This window comes from Streptomyces sp. DI166 (assembly GCF_900091315.1).
GTDB lineage: Bacteria > Actinomycetota > Actinomycetes > Streptomycetales > Streptomycetaceae > Streptomyces > Streptomyces fuscus.
Genome location: NZ_FLSP01000042.1, coordinates 45,504 through 66,665, shown reverse-complemented (window position 1 = coordinate 66,665; position 21,162 = coordinate 45,504). Strand labels below are relative to the sequence as shown.

The following is a 21,162-nucleotide window of genomic DNA, read 5'->3' as shown; positions in this document are numbered from 1 at the left end:
CCGCGCCCGGCGCACCCGCAGCGGCGCCGAGGCCCGCACGGCCGTCCGGGCCGCGCTGCGCATACCGGTGGAGGAGCGCGAGGAACGGCAGCGCGCCGACCGCCGCTCCGAGCCGATCGTGCTGGCCTCCGGCAACCTGGGCCTGGTCTCCTTCCCGGACGTCCCGCACCGGATGACCAAGGAGGAGATCGACGCCCGCCACCCCGCCCTGCTCACCACCCTCGCCAACCACCCCGGCATCGGCTTCCTGCTGGTGCGCAGCGAACGGCACGGCGGGGTCGTGCTCGGCCCGTTCGGCACCGAGATCCCGCTGGACCGGCTGGACGAGGAGCCGGGGCCGCTCGCCGCCTTCGGGCCCGGCGCCGCGGACGCGGTGCGGCGCACCCACTCCTTCCCGCACACCGCCGACATCATGGTCAACTCCATGCACGACCCGGCCGACGGCGAAGTCCTCGCCTTCGAGGAGCAGATCGGCTCGCACGGCGGACTCGGCGGCGACCAGGGCCGCCCTTTCCTGCTGTCCCCGATCGCCCTGTCCGCGCCCGCCGCCGACGGCACGGAACTCGTCGGCGCCGAGCAGGTCCACCGCGTACTGCGCCGCTGGCTCAGCGAGTCCGACGGGCCCCGGCTGCCGGTGGACACGGAGACCGAGGAGCGGGCGGCCTGAAAACCGGGTGCGCCGCCCGACCCGTACGCCCACACTGTTCGCAGTCGAACCCCTGTCCCATGCACCCGCTTTGAGGAGCTCCAGGCTTGCAGGCCGCCGTCACCGTCACCCCCGCCCGGCTTCCGGAACTCCTCCTCGGCCTCGCCACCGTGCGGCCGGTGTTCATCTGGGGCGCGCCCGGCATCGGAAAGTCCTCCCTGGTGCGGGCCTTCGCGGAGTCGCTGGGACTGGAGTGCGTCAGTCTGCTCGGCACCCAGCTCGCCCCCGAGGACCTGATCGGGGTGCCGCAGATCCGCGACGGTCGCTCGGTGTTCTGCCCGCCGGAGGTCATCGCCCGCGACGAGCCGTACTGCCTGTTCCTGGACGAGCTGAACGCGGCCACCCCGGATGTGCAGAAGGCGTTCTACTCGCTGATCCTGGACCGCCGCATCGGCACCTACGAGCTGCCCCCGGGCTCCATCGTGATCGGCGCCGGGAACCGCGCGACCGACAACGCCCTCGCCCGCCCGATCGCCTCCGCGCTGGTCAACCGGCTCACCCACGTCCACCTGGAGGCGTCCCCGAAGGACTGGCTGGTGTGGGCCGGGGAGAACGGCATCCACCCCTGGATAGTGGACCACCTCACCGACCGCCCCGACCACCTGTGGTCCAAGCCGCCCAAGACCGAGGAGCCCTTCTCCACCCCCCGCTCCTGGCACATGCTCTCCGACGCCCTGCACTCCTTCGGACCGGGCCTGGACGAGGAGACCCTGAAGGTCCTCGCGCACGGCACCCTGACCCCCGCGCACGCCACCGCCTTCTGCGGCTACGTCAAGATCGTGCGCAGCCAGTTCGGCATCGAGGCGATCATCAAGGGCGACGCCCGCTGGCCCGGCCGCCTGGAGGACCGGGACCTGCTCTACTACCTCGCCGACTCCTTCCGCGGCCGGCTGATCAAGGAACTGCCCGCGGGCAAGGAGCACATGTCGGCGGCCGGCCGGCAGACCGCCTACCGCGCCAAGGCGCTGCTGGTGCAGCTCGCCGAGATCTCCGTCGAGGTCGCCCAGACCATCATCGCCCCCGACGCCGACGGCAACCCCCTGCTGCCCTCCTGGTTCCTGGTCGAGGCGGCCCGTGACATGCCCCGGCTGGTGGAGGCGCGCCGGTGAGCCGCGGCACCGGACGGCCGAAGAAGCGGGACATCGCCGCGGAGTCCTTCGCCGCCGGACTGGCCGTGGTGAAGGCCAACCCGGCGCTGAACGCCGTGGACTTCAATGTCTGCCGCGCGGAGAACTGCGCGCTCTCCCCGCGCGACGGCCTGGTCCGGGTCGCCTCGGACGCCACCCTGCACGTCCACCCCGACCGCGTCGCCGACCGGGACACCTGGGCCTGGGCCATCGCCCACGCCGTGCTCCACCTCGGCTTCGGCCACGTCCCGGCCGCCGCGGGCACCCGTGTCCAGCCCGACCGCTGCGAACTCGCCGCCCGCTGCGTCGTCGTCAACCGCTTCCTGCTCGGCTTCACCATCGGACGGACCCCCGAGGACCTGCCCGCCTCCTACCCCGACGGCGACGAGGAACAGCTCGCCGCCCGCTGGCGCCGCGACGGCATCCCGGCCGTCTACGAGCGCTGCGGCACCGCGGGCGGGGAGGCGGACCTGCTGCTCGTGGAGTGGTTCGGCTGGTACGGGCAGCCGCCCGACCACCAGCTGGCCTTCGCCACCGCCCTGACCCGTACCGTGGCCGCGGCCATGGACGTGGCGGGCGGCCGCCGCGACAGCCTCTCCGGCGAACCCGTCCGGGAACGCCCCTGGCAGCGCGCGCTCGCCTGGTTCATCGCCTCCTACCCGCTGCTCGCCGGTATCGCCGCGGGGATCAAGCTGGTCGCCGACGCCGAACTCGCCCGCGCCCACGGCATCTCCGTCGCCGCCGTCAACGCCGAGGCGGGCGAGATCTACATCAACCCGCTGCGCACCTTCGAGGACGAGGAGTGGCGGTTCATCCTCGCCCACGAGATGCTGCACGCCGCCCTGCGCCACGGCGACCGCTGCGGCGGCCGCGACCCCTACCTGTTCAACATCGCCTGCGACTACGTCATCAACGGCTGGCTCAAGGAGATGAACGTCGGCACCATGCCCGAGGGCCTGCTGTACGACGCCCAGCTCGCGGGCCTGTCCGCCGAGGAGGTCTACGACCGGATCGCCGGCGACCTGCGCCGCATGCGCCGGATGTCCACCCCGCGCGGCAAGGGCGCCGGGGACATCCTGGGCGCCCCGCTGGTCGCGCCCCGCGACTACGTCGACCTCGACGAGTTCTACCGCCGCGGCCTGTGCCAGGGCCTGGACCTGCACCAGCGGCAGGAACGCGGCTTCCTGCCCGGCGGCCTGGTCGAGGAGATCCGCGCGCTCAGCCACCCGCCCCTGCCCTGGGACGCCCAACTGGCCCGCTGGTTCGACGAGTTCGTGCCCCGCCCGGAACCCCTGCGCACCTACTCCCGGCCGGCCCGCCGCCAGGCGTCCACCCCGGACATCCCGCGCGCCGGACGCTGGTACCCGCCCGAGGAGATCGCCCGCTGCACCTTCGGCGTGGTCCTGGACACCTCCGGCTCCATGGACCGCGTCCTGCTCGGCAAGGCCCTCGGCGCCATCGCCTCCTACGCCGAGGCCCGCGACGTACCGGCCGCCCGCGTGGTGTTCTGCGACGCGGCCCCGCACGACGCGGGATATGTGCAGGTCACCGAGATCGCCGGGCGGGTCCGGGTGCACGGCCGGGGCGGCACCGTGCTCCAGCCCGGCATCGACCTGCTGCAGCGCGCCGACGACTTCCCGCCCGGCGCGCCGATCCTGGTCATCACCGACGGCTGGTGCGACACCCTGAGGGTGCGGCGCGAGCACGCCTATCTCATTCCGAAGGGCGCCCGGCTGCCGTTCAGCGCCCAGGGGCCGGTCTTCCGGGTGAGCTGAGCCGGAATGTGATCGGATGGGGCCACGGACCCCGAACACGGGACCTCACTGAAGGGATTCATCGTGGCAACCACGCGCTCCGCACACACCGTGTGGGAAGGCAACCTGTTCCAGGGCAACGGCGTCGTCACCTTCGACTCCTCCGGCGCGATCGCCGCGCAGCCGGTGTCATGGCCCGCGCGCGCCGAGGCCGCCAACGGCAAGACCAGCCCCGAGGAGCTGATCGCGGCCGCGCACTCCAGCTGCTACTGCATGGCCTTCTCCAACGGCCTGGACAAGGCCGGCACCCCGCCCACCAAGCTGGTCACCTCCGCCGACGTGACCTTCCAGCCGGGCCAGGGCATCACCGGCATCCACCTCACCGTCGAGGGCACGGTGCCCGGCATCAGCGAGGCCGACTTCCAGGCCGCCGCCGAGGACGCCAAGGCCAACTGCCCCGTCAGCCAGGCCCTCAAGGCCGTTCCGATCACCCTGACGGCGAAGCTCGCCTGAGCATCAGCGATCATGGTCGCGCAGGCAGCCCGGACCGGGCTGCCTGCGCGCCGTCCGTTCGGGGTATGAAACGGACGCCGACCAGGGGGAAGGGACGCGATGGCGACGGGAACAGCGGGCAACGGGACGGCACTCGACGCGGGGGCCCGGGAAGTCACCCGGATCCTGCTGCTGTTCAGTCTGGGCTGCCGGATCCATCCGCCGGACCAGTCGCAAGGGCTCGTCGACCGGCTCCACTTCGGGCGCTTCCGGCCCCATCTGGAGTCCGGCGGGGCGGTGTTGCCGGTGCCGGTGCTGACCGAGCGGCTGGCCCCGGACGAACTGGGCCTGCCCGGCGGCGACCACGGCCTGACCCTCTCCGGCGCCGACCTCCTGGTCGTCACCACCCCGCGCGGGGACGCCACCCTGCTCCTGGACTGCGCGTTCGCGGGGGACACCGACGGCAGCGCCGTCGCCTCCTGGCTCGCCACCACCTGCTTCGACCGGACGAACTTAACCTGGGGGGACCGGCCCCTGCTGGACGTCCTGCGCACCCGCCTGGGACTGCCCGAACCGCTCACCTTCGGCCTCAACGTGCACCAGCTCGTCTTCCCCGGCGGCCGCCTGCGCGAGGAACTCCTCGCCCACACCGACCAGTCCCACCGCTCCGCCCTGCTCAACAGCATCGTCTACCGCGGCATGATGCCCGCCGAGGGCGCCGACCGGCTCACCGTGAGCATCCCGCCCAACCTCAGGAACCACGGCGTCACCCTCTCCGCCCACGGCCGCGGCGTGTCCGTACAGGCGGGCTGGGCCCCGCACGTGGAGAACGGCCTGGCCGTGGTCGCGCTCGGCATGATCTCCGCGCTGGCCGTCCTGCAGCGCACCCGGCTCGCCGCCTTCGCGATGATGAAGGAGAACGAACAGGCGCTCACCGACTCGCCCTCCGAGGTCCGCGCCCTGATCTCGCGGCTCTCCGACGGCGTCAACGAACTCCAGCTGGACCTCGCCTTCGGCGTCGAGGCCTACGTGGACAGCCTGCTGATCCCGGAGATGCTCACGGAGAGTTTCCAGTCGTCGCTGCGCGACGCCCTCGGCATCCGCGACAGCCTCGACAACTCCGCCCGCATGGTCGAGCGGCTCACCTCCGTCATCAACGCCCGCTCCGCCGCCCTGGAAGCCGCCCTCGCCGAACGCGACGAGCGACAGAACCGCATCATCTCCGTCCTGGTCGCCGCGGCCACCCTCATCGCCCTGCCGCCGACCCTGCTGCTCGCCTTCTTCGGCGTCAACGCCACCAATGTCGACGACAGCCGCTCCATCCTCGACCTCGGCCGCTACGGCGCCGCGTACGCGCTGGCCTGGCTGCCGTTCGTGATCCTCGCCGTGATCGGCTACCTGTTGCTGCGCCGGGCGGGCCGGGGGCCGCGCAGCCTGCTGCCCCGCTCCGGCGACCCGACCGCGCCGGTGCCCGCGCCTCGTACCTCGTCCGGGAGTTGACCCACCATGCCGCGACAGCCCGCCGTCTCCGCCCACCGCGGCGGCTCCGAACGCGCCCGCGCCGCCACCTGGGAGGCGTACGAGGACGCGCTGCTCAGCGGCGCGGAGTACGTCGAGTTCGACATCCGGCGCACCGCCGACGGTGTCCTCGTCGTCTACCACGACGCCCGCGTCGACCACACCGGGCCGCTGCTGTCGACGATCGGCCACGCCGAGCTGAGCGAGCGCGCAGGGTACCCGGTGCCGGTGGTCGACGAGGTGATGGCGCTGATCGCCGGGAAGCTGATCGGCCACCTGGACCTGAAGGAGGTGGGTTACGAGCGCGAGGTGATCGACCGGGCGAACGCCCTGCTCGGCCCGGACGCCTTCGTCGCCACCACCCTGGAGGACCGTTCCGTCGCCGCGATCACCCGGGCCTTCCCCGGCGCCCGCACCGCGCTCTCACTGGGCCGCGACCGGGGCGAGATCGGCTGGCGGCGGCTGCCCGGCACCCGGATCAGCGAGCTCCTGCCCCTGCGCCGGGTGCGCGCCTGCGGCGCGGGCGGGGTCGCCGTGCACCAGCGGCTCGCCCGCGCGAGCGTGCTGCGGGAGGCCACCCGGCACGGTCTGTTCACCATGGTCTGGACGGTCAACGAGGACGCCTCGATGCGGACCTTCCTGAACCATCCCCGAGTGGACGTGCTGATCACGGACCGTCCCCGGCGCGCGGTGGCCCTGCGCGACGAGCCCCGCGAGCCGGAGCCCGTCACCGGCTGAGCGCCCCGCCCGCACTCCGCACGGCCCCGAGGCGCCATTGACAACAGCCCACTCAAGTTTTGTGCTGGAGTTCGGGACATGCCCTGGCGGAAGGGGACAGCGATGGGACGTGCGGTCGGTATCGATCTCGGAACCACCAACTCCGTGGTGGCCGTGCTGGAGGGCGGCGAACCCACCGTCGTCGCCAACGCGGAAGGGGCCAGGACCACCCCCTCGGTGGTGGCCTTCGCCAAGAACGGCGAGGTCCTCGTCGGCGAGGTGGCCAAACGGCAGGCGGTGACCAACATCGAGCGCACCGCCCGCTCGGTCAAGCGGCACATGGGCGACAGCGGCTGGCGCTTCCCGCAGGAGGGCTCCGTCGACGGCACCCGCTACCGGGCCCAGGAGCTGTCGGCCCGGGTGCTGCAGAAGCTGAAGCGGGACGCCGAGTCCTACCTCGGCGAGGACGTCACCGACGCCGTGATCACCGTCCCCGCCTACTTCGACGACACCCAGCGCCAGGCCACCAAGGAGGCCGGGGAGATCGCGGGCCTGAAGGTGCTGCGGATCATCAACGAGCCCACCGCCGCCGCCCTCGCCTACGGCCTGGACCGGGGCGAGGAGCAGACCGTCCTGGTCTTCGACCTCGGCGGCGGCACCTTCGACGTCTCCCTGCTGGAGATCGGCGACGGGGTCATCGAGGTGAAGGCCACCAACGGCGACACCCACCTCGGCGGCGACGACTGGGACCAGCGGCTCGTCGAGCACCTGGTGAAGAAGTTCAAGGGGCAGTACGGCATCGACCTCGGCAACGACAAGATGGCGCTCCAGCGGCTGCGCGAGGGCGCCGAGAAGGCCAAGATCGAGCTGTCCAGCTCCTCCGAGACCACCATCAACCTGCCCTACATCACCGCCTCCGCCGAGGGCCCGCTGCACCTGGACGAGAAGCTGACCCGCGCCCAGTTCCAGGAGCTGACCGCCGATCTCCTCGACCGCTGCAAGACGCCCTTCCACCAGGCGGTCAAGGACGCCGGGATCAAGCTCTCCGCGGTCGACCACGTCATCCTGGTCGGCGGCTCCACCCGCATGCCGGCCGTCACCGACCTGGTCAAGGAGCTGACCGGCAAGGACCCGCACAAGGGCGTCAACCCCGACGAGGTGGTCGCCGTCGGCGCCGCGCTCCAGGCGGGTGTGATCCGCGGCGACGTCAAGGACGTGCTGCTCCTCGACGTCACCCCGCTGTCCCTCGGCATCGAGACCAAGGGCGGCATCATGACCAAGCTGATCGAGCGCAACACCACGATCCCGACCCGGCGTTCGGAGATCTTCACCACCGCCACCGACAACCAGCCCTCCGTCGGCATCCAGGTCTACCAGGGCGAACGCGAGATCGCCGCCTACAACAAGAAGCTCGGCGTCTTCGACCTGACCGGGCTGCCGCCCGCGCCGCGCGGGGTGCCACAGATCGAGGTCGCCTTCGACATCGACGCCAACGGGATCATGCACGTCTCCGCCAAGGACCTCGGCACGGGCAAGGAACAGAAGATGACCGTCACCGGCGGCTCGGCCCTGCCCAAGGAGGACATCGACCGCATGATGCGGGAGGCCGAGCAGTACGCCGAGGAGGACCGCAGGCGCCGCGAGGCCGCCGAGACCCGCAACCAGGCCGAGCAACTCGTCTACCAGACGGAGAAGTTCCTGCGCGAGAACCCCGAGAACGAGGCCAAGGTGCCCTCCGAGACCCGGACCGAGGTGGAGTCCGCGATCACCGAGCTGAAGCGCCTGCTCGAACGGGAGGCGGACACCGCCGAGTTGCGCGCCGGGATCGAGAAACTCGCCGCCGTCAGCCAGAAGATGGGCCAGGCCCTGTACGCGCAGGCGCAGGCCCCGTCCTCCGACGCCACCGGCTCGCAGGACACGCCCCCGGACGAGGAGGGCGTCGTCGACGCGGAGATCGTCGACGACGACAAGGACACCAAGGGCGGCGCCGCCTGACCGCCAGGGCCTGTTGTGACAGTGCTGGTCTAGCGGCGCATCGTCTCCTCCCAGCCCCGCCGCTCCGGCCGCGGCCCGAGCTGCTTCGGGTCGCGGCTGCGGTACACGATGTACGGCCGGAACAGGTACTGCACCGGCGCGCTGAACATGTGCACCAGCCGGGTGTACGGCACCAGCGCGATCAGCGCCATGCCGATCACCGCGTGCACCTGGTAGGACACCGGCACGCCCTCCATCCGCTCGATGTCGGGGCTGAGCGTGAACAGGCTGCGGGCCCACGGGGCGATGGTGTGCCGGTAGTTGTAGCCGTCGCCGGAGGAGTGGGCCAGCTTGGCGATCATGCCCATCACGATCGCCGCGACCAGCACCAGGTACATCAGCTTGTCGTTGACGGTCGTCGCCCGGAACACCGGCGCCCGGGTGCGGCGCCGGTAGATCAGCAGCGCGATCCCGACCACGGTGAGGATGCCGGCCGCGGTACCGCCGTACAGGGACAGCAGATGGTAGGTGTGCTCGCTCACCCCGAGGGCGTCCGTCCACGACTCCGGGACGAACAGCCCGACCAGATGGCCCACCAGCACGAACAGGATGCCGTAGTGGAAGGCGGGTGAGGCGATGTTGAGCAGCTTCGACTCGTAGACCTGCGAGGAGCGGGTGGTCCAGCCGTACTTGTCGTAGCGGTAGCGCCAGATCAGCCCGGCGATGAGCAGGGTGAGGGCGACGTACGGCAGGACGCCCCAGAGGAGTGTGGTCATCGGCGTACTCCCGCGCGTGCGGTCGGCAGTGCCGCGCACACCGCGTCCAGGACGCAGGCGTACGGGGTGCCGAAGTCGGTGAGCCGGGAGCGCAGTTGCTCCAGGCCGTCACGGTGCTCGGTGAGCAGGTCGGTGTTGCCGGTGCGGGCGGCGAACTCCAGGACGGCGGGCAGGAAGTCGGGCAGTTCCTCGCCGCTGAACTCCAGTCCGTGCTCGCGGTAGACGTCCTTGAAGCGCACCAGCGACATCCCGCGCCGCCGGGTGTCCCCGTCGCGCCACCAGCTCAGGTACAGGCTGTGCCGGTTCTTGAAGTCGAAGACCTGCACATAGTGCGCGGCCAGCTCCTGCGGGGAGGTGACGGCCGCGTGATCGGTGAACGCCCGTAGCTGCGGGGCGGCTTCGCGCAACAACGGGAGCCGGGCGCGGAAGTCGTCGTCCGGGTAGGTCAGGCAGAGCGCCGCCGCCTGGTACAGCACCGCGTCCGAGGGCATCAGGTCTCCTCCGCGTCGTCCGTGGTCTGCCGTCTGCGCAGCAGATGGAAGTTCTCCACCGACACCAGCGGCAGCAGCTTGCGCCCCGAGTCCTGGCCGAACGGCCCGTCCCCGCCCATGCCGGGGCCGCCCTCGTAGTCCAGGGAGCAGTCCGCCGGGAGCGCCGACTCCTCCAGCCGGCGGGCGTCGCCCACGGCGGCGGTCGGGATCACGTACCGGTCCTCGTACTTGGCGATCGCCAGCAGCCGGTACATCCGCTCGATCTCCTCGGGCGTCATCCCCACGGCCGCCGGGACCGAGAGGTCCGGTTCCTCGCCGAGGTTGAGCGCCCGCATGTGGGAGCGCATCGCGGCGAGCCTCTCCAGCGAGGCCCGCACCGGCGCCACATCCCCGGCGGTGAAGACCTCCGCCAGGTACTCCAGCGGGATGCGCAGGGTGTCGATCGCGCCGAACAGGTTCGCCGCGTCCTCCCCGTCGTGCCCGGTCTCCGACAGCGCGTCCACGACCGGCGACAGCGGCGGGATGTACCAGACCATCGGCATGGTGCGGTACTCCGGGTGCAGCGGGAGTGCCACCCGGTACTTGCTGATCAGGGCGTGCACGGGGGAGCGCCGGGCTGCCTCCAGCCAGTCGTACGGAATCCCCGCGTTCTCCGCCGCCCGCCGCACCTCGGGGTCCTCCGGATCGAGGAAGACGCCCAACTGGGCCTCGTACAGCGCCTTGTCGTCCTTCACGGAGGCCGCCGCCGTCACCTTGTCGGCGTCGTAGAGGATGACCCCGAGGTAGCGCAGGCGTCCCACGCAGGTCTCCGAGCAGACCGTCGGCAGCCCGACCTCGATGCGCGGGTAGCACAGCGTGCACTTCTCGGCCTTGCCGGTGCGGTGGTTGAAGTACACCTTCTTGTACGGGCAGCCCGTCACGCACATCCGCCAGCCCCGGCAGCCGTCCTGGTCGACCAGGACGATGCCGTCCTCCGCCCGCTTGTACATCGCGCCGGACGGACAGGACGCCACGCACGACGGGTTCAGGCAGTGCTCGCAGATCCGCGGCAGGTAGAACATGAAGGTCTGCTCGAACTCGAACCGCACCTTGTCCGCGGCCTGTTGCCGGGTGCGCTCCACCATCGGATCGAGATCGCCGTAGGCCGGGGCGCCCGCGAGGTTGTCGTCCCAGTTCGAGGACCACTCGATCTTCATCGGCTTGCCGTCGAGCTGCGAGACCGGCCGGGCGACGGGGTAGTCGTCACCGAGCGGGGCGTCGGTGAGGTTCTTGTAGTCGTACGTCCAGGGCTCGTAGTAGTCCTTGATCTCCGGCAGCTTGGGATTGGAGAAGATCCCGGCGAGCTTGCGCAGCCGCCCGCCCGCCTTCAGCCTCAGCGCGCCCCGCCGGTTCAGCTCCCAGCCGCCGCGCCAGTGCTCCTGGTCCTCGTAGCGGCGCGGATAGCCCTGTCCGGGGCGGGTCTCGACGTTGTTGAACCATACGTACTCCATGCCCCGCCGGTTGGTCCACGCCTGCTTGCAGGTCACCGAGCAGGTATGGCAGCCGATGCACTTGTCGAGGTTCATCACCATGGCGATCTGGGCCATCGGACGCATCAGTACCGCACCTCCTGGCCGCGACGGCGGATCACGGTCACCTCGTCGCGCTGGTTGCCGGTCGGCCCCAGATAGTTGAACGCCCAGGACAACTGGGCGTAGCCGCCGATCAGATGGGACGGCTTGAGCAGCAGCCGGGTCAGCGAGTTGTGGATGCCGCCGCGCATCCCGGTCGACTCCGCCTTCGGCACGCTGACCGTGCGCTCCTGCGCGTGGTGCATGTACACCGTGCCGACGGGCATCCGGTGCGAGACGATCGCGCGGGCCACGACCACGCCGTTGCGGTTGACCGCCTCGATCCAGTCGTTGTCCGCGACCCCGATCGCCTCCGCGTCCTGCGGGGACATCCAGATGGACTGTCCGCCGCGGGAGAGCGCCAGCATGAACAGGTTGTCCTGGTACTCGGAGTGGATGGACCACTTGTTGTGCGGGGTGAGGTAACGGACCGTCACCTCCTTGCTCCCGTCCGGGCCCAGGCGCGGTTCGCCGAACAGCTTGCCCATGTCCAGCGGCGGCCGGTACACCGGCAGCGCCTCGCCCAGCTCGTGGATCCAGTCGTGGTCGAGGAAGAAGTGCTGGCGCCCGGTGAGGGTGTGCCAGGGCTTGAGATGCTCGGTGTTGAGCGTGAACGCGGTGTAGCGCCGACCGCCCGACTCGGAGCCCGACCACTCCGGCGAGGTGATGACCGGCACGGGCGCCGCCTGGGTGTCGGCGTAGGTGACCCGCTTGCCTTCGTGCTCGGCCGCCAGATGCGCCATCTCCTGGCCCGTACGCGCCTCCAGGGTGTGGAACCCCTGGGTGGCCAGACGGCCGTTGGTGGTGCCGGACAGCGCGAGGATGGTGTTCGCGGCCTTCACCGCCGTGTCCAGGGCGGGCCGCCCGTCGAAGCCGACGCCGTTGAGGTGCCGCAGATGCTCCACCTCCTCGTCCGGCTTGAGCGCGATGCCCTTGGCGGGCAGGCCCAGTCGCTCCACCAGCGGCCCGAGCGCGGCGAACTTCGCGCCGATCTTCGTGTAGTCCCGCTCGACGACCACCAGGTTCGGCATGGTCCTGCCCGGCACGGGGTCGCACTCGCCGCGCTTCCAGTCCCGCACCACCCCGCCGGGCTGGGCGGTCTCGCCCGGGGTGTCGTGCTGGAGCGGAGCCGCCACCAGGTCCTTGCACACCCCGAGATGACCCTCGGCCAGCTCGCTCAGCCGCTCCGCCAGCGCCTTGAAGGTCTCGAAGTCGGTGCGCGCCTGCCACGGCGGGTCCACGGCCGGGGTGAACGAGTGCACATAGGGGTGCATGTCCGTGCTGGACAGGTCGTGCTTCTCGTACCAGGTCGCGGCGGGCAGCACGACGTCGGAGAGCAGCGTGGAGGAGGTCTGCCGGAAGTCCAGCGACAGCAGCAGGTCGAGCTTGCCCTCGGGCGCCTCCTCCCGCCAGGTCACATCGCGGGGGCGCTCTCCGGGCCGCGCCTCCTCCGCGCTCAGCGAGGAGTGGGTGCCCAGCAGATGCCGGGTGAAGTACTCGGCGCCCTTCGCCGACGAGCCCAACAGGTTCGCCCGCCACAGGGTGAGCACGCGCGGCCAGTTCTCCGGTGCGTCCGGGTCCTCGCAGGCGAACTTCAAGGTCCCCGCCCGCAGTTCGGCCACCGCCTTGGCCACCGGGTCCCCGAACGCCTCGCCCAGCTCCAGCGGATTGCGGTCGAAGGTCGGGTACGACGGCATCCACCCCGCGCGCGCCGACAGTGCCAGACAGTCCGCGCCCGTCATCCCTTCGAACCGCCCCTCGCCCAGCGGTGAGGCGAGCACATCGGCGGTGAAGCGGTCGTAGCGCCACTGGTCGGTGTTGAGGTACCAGTACGCGGTGCCGATCATCTGCCGCGGCGGGCGGGACCAGTCGGAGGCCGCCGCCAGGGTGGCCCAGCCGGTGACCGGGCGGCACTTCTCCTGACCGACGTAGTGCGCCCAGCCGCCGCCGTTGCGGCCCTGGCAGCCGGTGAGCTGGAGCAGGGCCAGGAAGGCGCGGTAGATGGTCTCGGAGTGGAACCAGTGGTTCGTGCCGGCGCCCATCAGGATCATGCAGCGCCCCTTGGAGCGTTCCGCGGTCCGCGCGAACTCCCGAGCGATCTTCACGCACTTGGCGGCCGGAACAGAAGTGTGCGCCTCCTGCCAGGCGGGCGTGCCCGGCGCGTCCGCGTCCTCGTAGGAGGCGGGCCAGACGCCCGGCAGTCCGTCCCGGGCCACGCCGTACTGGGCGAGGAGCAGGTCGTACACCGTCGTGACCAGGGGCCCGTCGGCACCGCCGAGCCGGGTCGCCGGGACACCGCGGCGCACCACGTCACCCCGCCCCTCCGCGTCGTCGAAGCGGGGGAGCAGCACCTCGACCCCGGCCGCCGCGCGCTCGCCGTGCATGCTCAACCGGGGCCTGATGTCGCCGAGTTCGAGATTCCAGTCGCCCTTGCCGGACTCCGTCCAGCGGAACCCCAGGGAGCCCTTCGGAACGACCGCGCGGCCGGTCGTCTCGTCCAGCACGACCGTCTTCCACTCGGCGCCCTCACCGCGCTGCCCGAGGTCGGTGGCGCGCAGGAACTTGCCGGGCACGAAGCCGCCGTCGCGCGCGGTGAGGGTCACCAGGAACGGCAGGTCGGTGAACTTGCGTACGTAGTCCGCGAAGAACGGTGTCTCGCGGTCGACGAAGAACTCCTTCAGCACCACATGGCCCATCGCCAGCGCCAGCGCGCCGTCGGTGCCGGGGTGCGGGTGCAGCCACTCGTCGGCGAACTTGGCGTTGTCGGCGTAGTCCGGCGCGACCACCACGACCTTCTGGCCCCGGTAGCGGGCCTCCGCCATCCAGTGCGCGTCCGGGGTGCGGGTGACGGGGACGTTCGAGCCCCACATCATCAGATACGCCGCGTCCCACCAGTCACCCGACTCGGGCACGTCCGTCTGGTCGCCGAAGACCTGCGGGGAGGCGACGGGCAGGTCCGCGTACCAGTCGTAGAAGGAGAGCATCGGGGCGCCGATGAGGGAGTGGAAGCGGGCGCCCGCCGCGTGCGACACCATCGACATCGCGGGGATCGGGGAGAAACCGGCGACACGGTCCGGGCCGTACGTCTTGATCGTGTGCACGTGGGCCGCGGCGACCATCTCGACCGCCTCGTCCCAGTTGGCGCGCACCATGCCGCCCTTGCCGCGGGCCTGCTGGTAGCGGCGCCGCCGCTCGGGGTCGCCCTGGATGTCGGCCCAGGCCAGGACGGGGTCCTTCAGCCGGTTCTTCGCCTCCCGGTACAGCTCCAACAGCACTCCGCGGACGTACGGGTAGCGCACCCGGGTGGGGGAGTAGGTGTACCAGGAGAACGCCGCCCCGCGCGGGCAGCCGCGGGGCTCGTACTCGGGGCTGTCGGGGCCGACGCTCGGATAGTCCGTCTGCTGGGTCTCCCAGGTGATGATGCCGTCCTTGACATACACCTTCCAGCGGCAGGAGCCGGTGCAGTTCACGCCGTGCGTGGAGTTGACGACCTTGTCGTGGCTCCAGCGGTCCCGGTAGAAGGCGTCCGCCTCCCGGCCGCCGACCAGGCCGATGCTGTGCAGATCGGGCGCGGGCTTGCCGGGCCGGAAGAACCGGCCCGCCTTGAGCAGTGCCGCGCCGGGCTCGGTGGGCGGTATCTGGGTGTCGGTCACAAGCGCTCCCTCAGTTGCCCGTCGCCTCAATCTAGGGCGGGGTCAGGGAGCACACCACCCGGCTGCACCATGCGGGTCAGGCGGGCGCAGGGGCCTCAGAAGTCGGCGCGGCGGTCCCGCAGCAGCTTGCGGGCGCGGTCGGCGGAGGCGGCGCCGGTGGACATGTGGTCCAGGACCTCCAGGTGGGCGGCGACCTCCGTGCGCGAGTCCAGATACAGCGCGCCGGTCAGATACTCGGTGAAGACCATGTCCGGAAGCTCGGGCTCGGCGAACCGGAACAGAGTGAAGGGGGCGTACGTCCCCGGGTGCGGGCCGCGGGCGAACTCGGCGATCTGCAGGGTGACCCGGTCCCGCTCGCTGAACTCCAGCAGCCGGTCGAGCTGCTCGCGCATCACCGAGGTGTGGTCGCTCACCGGTCTGCGCAGCACCGTCTCGTCCATGATCACCCACAGGTGGGGCCGGTCCGGCCGGTCCAGCAGCCGCTGCCGCTCCATCCGCAGCGCCACATGGCGCTCGATGCTCTCCGGGCCCATCTGGCCTATCGTCCCGGCCTGGAGCACGGCCCGCGCGTAGTCCTCCGTCTGGAGCAGTCCCGGCACGAAGTGCGGCTCGTAGGAGCGGATCATCCGCGCCGCGCCCTCCAGGCTCACATACAGGCTGAACCAGTCCGGCAGCACATCGTGGTACCGCTGCCACCAGCCCGGCTGGTTCGCCTCCTCGGCCAGCGAGACGAACGCGGCGGCCTCCTCCGCGGGCACCCCGTAGGTGTCGAGCAGCACCTGCACGTACGGGATCTTCAGCGCGACCTCGGCCATCTCCATGCGCCGAACCGTCGCCGACGCCACGCGCAGGACCTTCGCGGCCTCCTCGCGCTTGAGCCCGGCCGCCTCACGCAACTCCTGCAACCGCTTGCCGAGCACCACTTGACCCACGGTCGGCGCAGGCCGCCGCTCACTCACGCCACGCCCTCCCCTACGCGCCGAAGTTCCCGTGCAGTCTGCCATGTTCCGCTTCCGCTCTCACCGGTTCGGGAATGAGGCGCTCGCCACTGCCGCGCCCGGCATTACCCGGGAGGTAATCGACCGCGTACGGCCGTGGGCGCGATGGTGGTGCCCACGGGTTCCGGGCCGGCGCACTCCGGTCCGGAACCCGCCGTCCGCCCACCCCCCTTCCCACGGAGGATGATTCGCCATGTCCGCGACCCAGCTCGCCGCACTCGCCCGCACCTCCGACCCGGCGACGGTGCTGCGCCGCTTCCTCGCCGTCGACGCGGTGGTGACGGGCGCCAACGCCCTCGCGTACCTCGCCGCTTCCGGCCCCCTGAGCGACCTGCTCGGCGTGGACCGGGCCCTGCTGCTCGCCCTCGGCGCACTGCTGGCCGGCTACGCGGCGGGCGTCGGTGTCCTCGCCGCGCGCCGGGTACCCGGGTCCGTCCCCGTCCGCCTCGTCATCGAGACCAACTTCGCCTGGGCGGCGCTCAGCCTGCTCGCCCTCGCGCTGTGGCTGTCGCCCACGACCACGGGCGCGGTGTGGACCGTGCTCCAGGCGCTCACGGTCGCCGGGTTCGGGGCGCTCCAGCACATGGCGCTGAAGGTACGTCAGGGCAGCAGTGTCTGAAGGTACTTGACCGTCGCCGGGTCGGCCGGGAGCAGTGTCTCGATGGCCAGCTCGGCGACGGTGACGTCCATCGGGGTGTTGAAGGTGGAGATGGAGGAGATGAAGGAGAGCGTCCGGCCGTCGTGCTCGACGAGGAGCGGGAGGGCGAAGTAGGGGACCGCCTCGGTGAGTTCGCGGTCGTGGTCCCGCTCCTCCGGGACCGGGTAGGCGGCCACCTCCTCGTACAGCTCGCGCAGGGGCTCCGACCTGCGCAGCGCGATCTGCCGTTCCATCTGCGCCAGCAGGTGCCCGCGCCACTCGCGCAGATTACGGATGCGCGGGGCGAGGCCCTCCGGGTGGAGGGTGAGGCGCATGGCGTTGAGCGGGCGTTGAAGCAGGTGCTCGGGGATGCCGTCGAGCAGCATCAGGATGCCCCGGTTGGCCGCCAGCACGTTGTAGGTGGCATCCACCACGAGCGCCGGGTACGGCTCGTAGCCCTGGATCAGTTGCTCCATGCCCGCGCGGACGGCGCTCATGGAAGGAGCGTCCAGCGGCGTCTCCGGATAGCGAGGGGCGTAACCGGCGGCCAGAAGCAGGGAGTTGCGCTCCCGAACCGGCACGTCCAGATGCTCGGCGAGGCGTAGCACCATCTCCTCGCTGGGCCGGGAACGGCCCGTCTCGATGAAGCTGATGTGCCGGGCGGAGGACCCGGCCCGCAGCGCCAGCTCCAGCTGACTGACCCGGCGCTGCTCCCGCCAGGCCCGCAGCAGCGGGCCGACGCCCCGGTCGGTGGCAGTGGTCATGCCTCCGACGGTAGTCGAAGACGCCTGGCGCGCCCCAGCGCGCCCCTTCTGACCAGGGCTTCCCCGAGCGCTCTGTGGCAGTCTGGGGAGATACCCCACAGCCAGGAAGGAGCGGCTCCATGGCCGTCGAACCGCTGTCGCAGAAGGAGATCGAGGACCGGCTCGCGGAGCTGCCGGGCTGGTCGCTCGACGGGGACAGACTCGCCCGCACCTACCGCCTGTCCTCGCACTTCGCGGCCACCGCGATGGTCGTGCACATCGCGCAGGTCCAGGAGGAACTGGACCACCACTCCGACCTGACCCTCGGCTACAACACGGTCTCCCTGACCGTGCACACGCACAGCGCGGGCGGCGCGGTCACCGCGAAGGACTTCGAGCTGGCCCGGCGGGTGCAGAACCTGGCCCCGGGGCACGGGGCCGAGTGAGGGGCGCGTGCTCGACTACAACAAGGAAGCCGACGTCTACGACTCCTCCCGGGGCGGCGAACCCCGGGCCGCCGCGGCCGCCGAGGCGGTGCTCGGGCTGATACCGGAGGGTGCCCGCAGCCTCCTCGACGCGGCCTGCGGCACCGGCATAGTGACCCGCCGCCTCGCCGCGGCCCGCCCCGCGCTGCGGGTGGTCGGCGCGGACCTGACGTACGGCATGGCCCGGATGGCGGCGGCCCGGTTGCCCGGACAGGTGGTACTGGCGGACAGTCGCCGCCTGCCCTTCCCGGACGCGGCCTTCGACGCGGTGACCAGCATCTGGCTCCTGCACCTCCTGGACGACGACGTGGCACCGGTGATCGCCGAGTGCGCGCGGGTGCTCCGGCCGGGCGGTGTCTACATCACGACGGTCGACAAGGCCGCCTCCCACGACGTCGGCAGCGACATCGACGAGGTCCTGGCCCCACGCCCGCGCCGCGCCGCCCCGGACGAGGAGGCGCTGGTCACGGCCCACGCGGCCGCCCATGGCCTGCGCCCGGCGGGCTCGGCCACCTTCACCGGCGTCGGCCAGGGCCGCAGCCCACACAGCACCGCGGCCGACCTCCGCCGCGGCTGGTTCACCCGCCTGCCCCCGGACGACCCCCTGACAGAACACTTCGCCACGTCCCTGGGCTCCCTCCCGGACCAGAACCGCCGCCGGGCGGACCCGGTGTTCCAGCTACGGGTGTACCGGAAGGGTGACTGACCTCAGAGTTCCACGCCCACGCGTGCGGATGGCCGGGTCTGCTTGCGAACTGCCCTGAGAACACGGCAACTTAACCCCTCCCTGGCGGCGACTTCCGGGAAACCGACCCGCCTCCAGGGAGGTACATCCATGCAGCACCCGCACCGCAGACGCCGCAAAGCCCTTTGGGCCGGGCTGACCGCCGCCGCCGCGCTCGTCGGCGCCGGGCTAGCTCCGCTGCCCGCGGCCGGTGCCGCAGAGGCCGCTGTCGCTCGGCAGGTGGAGGCGCTGGACCGAGGGGTGGTCAGCGTGTACACCGGCGCCGGGAACCTGGTCAGCTGGCGCTGGCTCGGGACCGATCCCGACGACGTGGCGTTCAACCTGTACCGCGCCGGTACGAAGGTCAACTCGTCCCCGATCACCGGGTCCACCAACTACTTCCACTCCGGCGCCCCCGCCCACGCCGACTACACGGTCCGCGCGATCGTGAACGGGGTCGAGCAACAGGACTCCGTGCACGCCGTCCAGTTCCGGTCCGGGTACAAGGACGTGCCCATCACCCCGCCCGCCGGGGGCACCACGCCCGACGGCGTCGCCTACACCTACGAGGCCAACGACGCCTCCGTCGGCGACCTCGACGGCGACGGCGCCCTCGACCTGGTACTGAAGTGGCAGCCCACCAACGCCAAGGACAACTCCCAGTCCGGGTACACCGGGAACACGGTCGTCGACGGCATCAGGCTCGACGGCACCCGGCTCTGGCGGATCGACCTCGGTCGCAACATCCGCTCCGGCGCGCACTACACCCAGTTCCAGGTGTACGACTACGACGGCGACGGCAGGGCCGAGGTCGCCATGAAGACCGCCGACGGCACCGTCGACGGCGGCGGCACGGTCATCGGCAGCGCCTCCGCCGACTACCGCAACTCCAGCGGGTACGTGCTCTCCGGGCCCGAGTACCTGACCATGTTCAACGGGCAGACCGGCCGCGCGATGCAGACCGTCGACTACGTCCCGGCCCGCGGCACGGTCTCCTCCTGGGGCGACTCGTACGGCAACCGCGTGGACCGGTTCCTGGCCGGTACCGCCTACCTCGACGGCAGCCGGCCCTCGCTGATCATGGCCCGCGGCTACTACACCCGTACCGTGATCGCCGCCTGGGACTGGCGCAACGGCTCCTTCACCCGCCGCTGGACCTTCGACACCAACTCCTCCACCAACTCCGGCAAGGGCTACGACGGCCAGGGCTCCCACAGCCTGTCCGTCGGTGACGTCGACAACGACGGCAGGGACGAGATCGTGTACGGCTCGATGGCCGTGGACGACAACGGGTACGGCCTGTGGACCGCGAAGACCGGGCACGGGGACGCCCAGCACCTCGGCGACCTCGACCCGTCCACCCCGGGCCTGGAGTACTACAAGGTCTCCGAGTCCGCCTCCCAGCCCGCCGCCCTGTACCTCAACCCCGAGAACGGGACCGTCCGCTGGAAGCTGGCCGCCTGCTGCGACAACGGACGCGGGGTCGCCGGGGACATTTACGCGGGCAACGACGGCGCCGAGGTCTGGTCGGCCTCGGACACCGGCATCCGCGACGAGGCCGGTGCCACCAAGGGCCGTGAGCCGTCCTCCGTCAACTTCCTGTCCTGGTGGGACGGGGACACGGTCCGGGAACTGCTCGACGGCACCCGGATCGACAAGTACGGCCCCTCCTCCGACACCCGTCTGCTGACCGGCGCCTCGGTGCGCTCCAACAACGGCACCAAGGCGACCCCGTCGCTCTCCGGCGACATCCTCGGCGACTGGCGCGAGGAGGTCGTCTGGCCGACCAGCGACAACAGGGCCCTGCGGATCTACTCCACGCCGTACGAGACCAGCACCAGGATCACCACCCTGCTGCACGACACGATGTACCGCACGGGCCTGGCCTGGCAGAACACGGCGTACAACCAGCCGCCGCACCCCAGCTTCTTCCTCGGCGACGGCATGCCCACCGCCCCGCGACCCGCGGTGTACGCGCGCTGAGCACATTTCGATCACAAGGGATACACATGTCATGACTTCCCGGGGAAGATTCACTTCTCAGCACCATTTCCCTGGGGGGATCATGACTCAGCAGTTCACGCCGCCGCCGATGCCCGGATACGGGCCGCCGGTGCCGCCTCCGCCGCCGAAGGGACCCCGTACGGCCCTGATCGCCACGGCCGCCGCCGTGGCCGGCGCGGTGGTCGCCGCCGCGGTCACCTACGGGGTCACCGGCGGCGGCGACAGCGAGGCCAAGCCCGCGCCCACCGTCACCGTCACCAAGACGGCACCGGCCGCCGGGACCGACGCGGCGGCGGAGGACACGGCCGAGGAGGAAACGGGCGGCGAGGAGGCGGGCAGCGGCGACGCCTACGCCCTCGACGACACCGTCGTCTACGACCACGACGTCGAGGTCAGCCTCTCCGGCTTCAGCCGCGGTGTCTCCAGCGAGTACGCGGCCCCGGAGAACACGCCGTACGTGAAGTTCACCATCAAGGTCGTCAACAACTCCGACTCCGCCGTCGACGCCAACGAGATGACCGTCAGCTGCGCCTACGGCGACGAGGGCCGGGAGGGCGAGTCCGTCTACGACGAGGGACTCGACGGCCTGCCCGACACCAAGATCCTCGCGGGCCGCTCCCTGTCCTTCACCTATGCCTGCGAGCTGCCGAAGAAGGAAACGTTTCTCCAGGTGGAGGTGGCGCCCGACTTCGACTCGGAGGAGTCCGTCTTCGCGGGCGAGGTGAAGTGACTGAGAGGGGCGCGGACCGGCAC

At 71.3% G+C, this 21,162-nt stretch carries 17 protein-coding genes and 1 pseudogene; 12 read left to right on the top strand and 6 right to left on the bottom strand.

Annotation, left to right across the window (positions count from 1 at the left end; translation table 11 throughout):
• From GA0115233_RS21220 to dnaK, 7 genes and pseudogenes are all read left to right on the top strand, one after another.
• Positions 1-667: pseudogene (locus GA0115233_RS21220) on the top strand (hypothetical protein); the annotation flags it as partial.
• An 86-nt stretch (positions 668-753) separates the two neighbouring features.
• Positions 754-1,815, top strand: coding sequence for an ATP-binding protein (locus GA0115233_RS21215; RefSeq protein WP_093721850.1), 1,062 nt, complete (start codon positions 754-756; stop codon positions 1,813-1,815).
• The gene (locus tag GA0115233_RS21210) at positions 1,812-3,608 is read left to right on the top strand and encodes a vWA domain-containing protein (RefSeq protein WP_093721849.1); all 1,797 of its coding nucleotides are present in this window, start codon (positions 1,812-1,814) and stop codon (positions 3,606-3,608) included. Before GA0115233_RS21215 ends, GA0115233_RS21210 begins: the two co-directional genes overlap by 4 nt.
• Before the next feature lie 63 nt (positions 3,609-3,671).
• Positions 3,672-4,100, top strand: a complete 429-nt coding sequence (locus GA0115233_RS21205; RefSeq protein ID WP_093721848.1) for an OsmC family protein — start codon at positions 3,672-3,674, stop codon at positions 4,098-4,100.
• A 99-nt stretch (positions 4,101-4,199) separates the two neighbouring features.
• The gene (locus GA0115233_RS21200; protein ID WP_093721847.1) at positions 4,200-5,579 is read left to right on the top strand and encodes a CorA family divalent cation transporter; all 1,380 of its coding nucleotides are present in this window, start codon (positions 4,200-4,202) and stop codon (positions 5,577-5,579) included.
• Between the two features lie 6 nt (positions 5,580-5,585).
• Entirely contained in the window at positions 5,586-6,335 is a 750-nt protein-coding gene (locus GA0115233_RS21195) for a glycerophosphodiester phosphodiesterase family protein (RefSeq protein ID WP_093721846.1), read from the top strand.
• 102 nt (positions 6,336-6,437) lie between these two features.
• Positions 6,438-8,309 carry a molecular chaperone DnaK gene (dnaK, locus tag GA0115233_RS21190; RefSeq protein ID WP_093721845.1) on the top strand — a complete coding sequence of 624 codons (1,872 nt, stop codon included), beginning with the start codon at positions 6,438-6,440 and terminating at the stop codon, positions 8,307-8,309.
• A 29-nt stretch (positions 8,310-8,338) separates the two neighbouring features.
• Here the strand turns inward: dnaK and narI are convergent, their stop codons facing one another.
• The 5 genes from narI to GA0115233_RS21165 all read right to left on the bottom strand — a co-directional run bounded on the left by narI (position 8,339) and on the right by GA0115233_RS21165 (position 15,777).
• Positions 8,339-9,064: a respiratory nitrate reductase subunit gamma gene (narI, locus tag GA0115233_RS21185; RefSeq protein ID WP_093721844.1), complete on the bottom strand. Its 726-nt coding sequence runs from the start codon at positions 9,062-9,064 to the stop codon at positions 8,339-8,341.
• Positions 9,061-9,555 carry a nitrate reductase molybdenum cofactor assembly chaperone gene (narJ, locus tag GA0115233_RS21180; protein ID WP_093721843.1) on the bottom strand — a complete coding sequence of 165 codons (495 nt, stop codon included), beginning with the start codon at positions 9,553-9,555 and terminating at the stop codon, positions 9,061-9,063. Before narJ ends, narI begins: the two co-directional genes overlap by 4 nt.
• Positions 9,555-11,150, bottom strand: coding sequence for a nitrate reductase subunit beta (narH, locus tag GA0115233_RS21175; RefSeq protein ID WP_093721842.1), 1,596 nt, complete (start codon positions 11,148-11,150; stop codon positions 9,555-9,557). The genes narJ and narH overlap by 1 nt, the downstream gene beginning before the upstream one ends.
• Positions 11,150-14,818, bottom strand: coding sequence for a nitrate reductase subunit alpha (locus GA0115233_RS21170; protein WP_093721841.1), 3,669 nt, complete (start codon positions 14,816-14,818; stop codon positions 11,150-11,152). The genes narH and GA0115233_RS21170 overlap by 1 nt, the downstream gene beginning before the upstream one ends.
• A 95-nt stretch (positions 14,819-14,913) precedes the next feature.
• A complete protein-coding gene (locus GA0115233_RS21165) occupies positions 14,914-15,777 on the bottom strand; it encodes a helix-turn-helix domain-containing protein (RefSeq protein ID WP_093721840.1) in 864 nt (287 codons plus the stop codon).
• 232 nt (positions 15,778-16,009) lie between these two features.
• On the opposite strand from GA0115233_RS21165, the gene GA0115233_RS21160 reads away from it, so the two are divergent.
• A complete protein-coding gene (locus GA0115233_RS21160; RefSeq protein ID WP_093721839.1) occupies positions 16,010-16,435 on the top strand; it encodes a hypothetical protein in 426 nt (141 codons plus the stop codon).
• Here the strand turns inward: GA0115233_RS21160 and GA0115233_RS21155 are convergent.
• On the bottom strand, positions 16,417-17,217 hold the full coding sequence (locus GA0115233_RS21155) for a helix-turn-helix domain-containing protein (RefSeq protein WP_093721838.1): 801 nt from the start codon (positions 17,215-17,217) through the stop codon (positions 16,417-16,419). The two genes, GA0115233_RS21160 and GA0115233_RS21155, sit on opposite strands and share 19 nt — an antisense overlap.
• A gap of 119 nt (positions 17,218-17,336) precedes the next feature.
• Between GA0115233_RS21155 and GA0115233_RS21150 the strand changes: the two genes are divergently transcribed.
• The 4 genes from GA0115233_RS21150 to GA0115233_RS21135 all read left to right on the top strand — a co-directional run bounded on the left by GA0115233_RS21150 (position 17,337) and on the right by GA0115233_RS21135 (position 21,139).
• On the top strand, positions 17,337-17,642 hold the full coding sequence (locus GA0115233_RS21150) for a 4a-hydroxytetrahydrobiopterin dehydratase (protein ID WP_093721837.1): 306 nt from the start codon (positions 17,337-17,339) through the stop codon (positions 17,640-17,642).
• A gap of 7 nt (positions 17,643-17,649) precedes the next feature.
• The gene (locus GA0115233_RS21145; protein WP_093721836.1) at positions 17,650-18,387 is read left to right on the top strand and encodes a class I SAM-dependent methyltransferase; all 738 of its coding nucleotides are present in this window, start codon (positions 17,650-17,652) and stop codon (positions 18,385-18,387) included.
• Between the two features lie 129 nt (positions 18,388-18,516).
• Positions 18,517-20,388 (top strand): rhamnogalacturonan lyase, encoded by a 1,872-nt coding sequence (locus tag GA0115233_RS21140; protein WP_093721835.1) that lies wholly within the window; start codon positions 18,517-18,519, stop codon positions 20,386-20,388.
• An 82-nt stretch (positions 20,389-20,470) separates the two neighbouring features.
• Positions 20,471-21,139 carry a hypothetical protein gene (locus GA0115233_RS21135; protein WP_093721834.1) on the top strand — a complete coding sequence of 223 codons (669 nt, stop codon included), beginning with the start codon at positions 20,471-20,473 and terminating at the stop codon, positions 21,137-21,139.
• Positions 21,140-21,162: the final 23 nt, after the last annotated feature.